This window comes from Bacillus gaemokensis, from assembly GCF_001590835.1.
GTDB lineage: Bacteria > Bacillota > Bacilli > Bacillales > Bacillaceae_G > Bacillus_A > Bacillus_A gaemokensis.
In genome coordinates, this window is the sequence record NZ_LTAQ01000026.1 from 12,968 (window position 1) to 16,366 (window position 3,399).

Sequence of the window (3,399 nt, forward strand, 5' to 3'; positions counted from 1 at the left end):
TGTACCGTAGGTACCACCTTACTGTTAGTAAGATTAGTTCAGGCTGATAATGCTTCCATTTGAACAAATTTTCCTTTTCCATACCGATCACACACCTTTTTTAGAGTAATATTATCAGTATGTCCAAGTTTAGGAGATTACTTGCAAGAGCTTTAAAGTTTTTGCACCAGAACCCAATAGTCAGTATGTCTTTAGAATCATTTTTTGAAATATGATATGTCAGATAAAATGCGATTCACTCCCTCTAACTTTATATAAAAAGGTAGAAAGCAACCCTATAATTTAAAATCGCTTTCTACCCCTAATGTGCCATTATATAAAGCTATCTAGAAGTTGATAGCGATGTATGGTAACCCCCTTATAGTCCATATACCTTTTAAATTTATCCTTTTTATCTTTTAGATTTAATAAATGATTGTAATCTTATTTTAAAAAGTTCTTTCATCTAAAATCGCTTTTTTCATGTAAAATAGAACCAATAGATACGAATATTAGGAAATCGAGGGATAATATGGATAAATTTCAATTATGGACAAAAGAAGACGGGTTAAAAGTACTAGAATTGAAAATAGAACAACAAGAGAAATTAACACAAAAACAACTATTAGCATTTTTTGATAAAAAGTGGTTAATAAAAAATGATTTAGCAATACCGCTAATTAAGTATTGGAATGGAAGCCCCTTTGAAATGCTAAATGATTTATATCCAAACCAGTTTAAAGAATGGCAATTAAAAGATTTATCTAAGGGATATTGGATTGGAAAATCCTCATCAGAAGCATTAGAAGCTTTAAGGTGGATAATAGAAGAAAAGGAACAATTAACCGAAGAACAAATACTTCAAGTGTATAATAAAGGGTGGCTAATAAAACACAGATTAAAGATTCCGTTGCTTGAGCATTGGAACGCAAATACATATGAGATGTTAAATGAATTATATCCAAATCGTTTTAAAGTATGGCAATGGGATTCCTTAAAAAACGAATATTGGAGGAAAAGCACATCTTTAACTGTATTGGAGGAGCTTAAATGGTTAATAGAGGAGAAAAACCATTTAACTAAAGAAAGTGTATTAAAAGTTGTTGACTTAAATTGGCTAAAAAAAAATAAGTTTATTATTCCTTTAAGGTTGTATTGGGAAGGGAATCCTCAAAAAATGCTTAATGATTTGTATCCTGATACTTTTAGAAAGGATCAATTCTCCAAGTTTTGGACAATAGAGAAGGCTTTAACCACCTTACAATGGATACTAGAAGAAAAAGAACAGTTAACTGAAGAACAAATATACCAGGAATTCAGTACAAATTGGCTAATAAAAAATAAATTAAATACGCCTTTGAAAAATTTCTGGGGTTCTAATCCTTATAAAATGATAAACGATTTATATCCAAATCGTTTTAAGGAATGGCTATTTAAAAATGTTCCAAAAGACTATTGGACAGAAAAAACAGCATTAAAGGCCTTGAAATGGACAATAGAAGAAAAAGAACAACTAATAGAAGAACAGGTACCACAAAGAACTGATATAAAATGGTTTGAAAGAAACAAGTTAGCTGTTCCATTACGAAGGTTTTGGAGCAGTAGCCCTTATAAAATGATAAACGATTTATATCCAAATCGTTTTAAAGCATGGCAATTTCCAAAAGTACCTAGGGGTTTTTGGACGAAAGAAAAAGTATTAGAAGCTCTAAAGTGGACAATAGAGGAAAAAGAACAGTTAACAGATAAGGAACTAATGATGATTTTTAGTGCAAATTGGTTAAGGAAGCATAGATTAGTACAACATTTAGTGACTTATTGGGATTATAGTCCATTTAAAATGCTAGATGATTTATATCCGGGACATTTTAAAGAATGGGACTTTAAACGTGCCCCTAAAAATTTTTGGACAAAAGAGAAAGCTTTGGAGGCATTCAGTTGGACAATAAAAGAAAAAGAACAGTTAACTGAAGAACAACTATTACAAAAAATTAATCGTGATTGGGTTAAACAACATAAATTGCTAACACCATATCAAAGGTATTGGAATGGAAATCCTCATAAAATGTTAAGTGATCTTTATCAATATTAATCCTTATATTAATATATAACAAAAATTATAGAATGACTCTATAAGGAAGAAACACACAGCTCCCATCTTCTCCGTTTTCTCCAGGTAATCCCAACTGATGTTGTGCAATGTTCTTTAAATCAAATCGTGTAGTACTCTCTGTAGACTCCGCTTCGAATGCAATTGCTTTTCCTTTATAAACGCACTTTTAGCTTCATAGAACCCGTTTACCACGTGTCCATTTTCGATTTTTAATGCCTTCACAGGAGTCGGACGCTTGTTTATAAGCGTCACTCCCATTTTATTTGATAGATTAATAATCTATTTCTCGATTCCCTAAACCTATTGTTATTCCTCCATTTCTATTCAAATAATTACTTTTTAAGTTTTCTTATGCTCAAGTGAATAAACCTCAATATTCCGTCAATACTGCAGATAAGACAACCAGTCAAAACTCATTTAAATTTCTTTCTCCGTCCCCCTTGGAGCCGAGCAGTTAGCTTTTGCTAGTTGCTCTTTTGTTCTGTTTTCTTTATAAACCTTACACACTTGTAATAAAAGTGTAAGGCTATTAGATTTAGATCCATAGTAGTCGCTTTTCTATCCTTCAAATCCTTATCCAACAAAGCTACACATGCTTTTTTGGGTTCTGGTGTAAATAATATGTGGACTAAAAAATAACAGTGTAGATTCCTAACGGAATCTGCTACTATGCGGTAAGATCGAAGAGTTGATTGATTAACTTTATTTGTTTTTGGACAGATCTCTACCCTTGGAAAGCCTGTCCTTTTTTCATCATTCTCATCGCTTCCAATCCAGATAATACTCGTTTAGCAGTTTAAAAGGATTTTAATCCTAACATAGAGCGTACGCGTTTTTTAATAGAACGATGATCTTGTTCTACAACTTTATTCAGATATTTTATCTGTCTGGTTTGTTTGAGATGACATCGAATTCACTTATCTAATTCAAGCCCATATTGATGTATCCAACGCATAATCATTGTATGAACACTGGATAGTCCAAGTTCTTCCATCCTTTCCTTTTTAGAATAATAGTATCAGTATGCCCAAACTTTATAGATTTCTTGCAATACTCTTCTTTTTCTTTGCACCAGAAGCTGCAAAAATAGTTCTGGTTAATATATTTTTAAAATTTTATGTCTCTGTAAGGTCCCTTACAATAATGTAAGGATTTTGTTAGGTATTTCGATGTTTTTAATACTCAAGTTAAATTAAACTAAAAATAACAAATCATTCGAAATACACACACTCAAAAAAATTATAAAGGAGTTGATAATGAAAAAAATTATTTGTTTTACTTGATGTGTTCACAAAATTAAATAGAAA

Annotated in this window: 1 protein-coding gene and 3 pseudogenes; 1 reads left to right on the forward strand and 3 read right to left on the reverse strand. The window is 31.3% G+C overall.

Translation table 11 applies throughout. The features are described from left to right. Positions 1–82: pseudogene (locus tag AZF08_RS30080) on the reverse strand (IS6 family transposase); the annotation flags it as partial. A gap of 429 nt (positions 83–511) precedes the next feature. Here AZF08_RS30080 and AZF08_RS19000 point away from each other — a divergent pair. Next, on the forward strand, positions 512–2,071 hold the full coding sequence (locus tag AZF08_RS19000) for a hypothetical protein (RefSeq protein ID WP_051726001.1): 1,560 nt from the start codon (positions 512–514) through the stop codon (positions 2,069–2,071). 36 nt (positions 2,072–2,107) lie between these two features. Here the strand turns inward: AZF08_RS19000 and AZF08_RS29030 are convergent. Next, a pseudogene (locus tag AZF08_RS29030) lies at positions 2,108–2,396 on the reverse strand (Holliday junction resolvase RecU); the annotation flags it as partial. Positions 2,397–2,816: 420 nt separating this feature from the next. Then, positions 2,817–2,981, reverse strand: a pseudogene (locus AZF08_RS32395) (DDE-type integrase/transposase/recombinase); the annotation flags it as partial. Positions 2,982–3,399: the final 418 nt, after the last annotated feature.

What these genes read in the sequence shown, in the direction of transcription:
- AZF08_RS19000 (WP_051726001.1), top strand. Translation starts at nt 512, where the DNA reads ATGGATAAATTTCAATTATGGACAAAAGAAGACGGGTTAAAAGTACTA.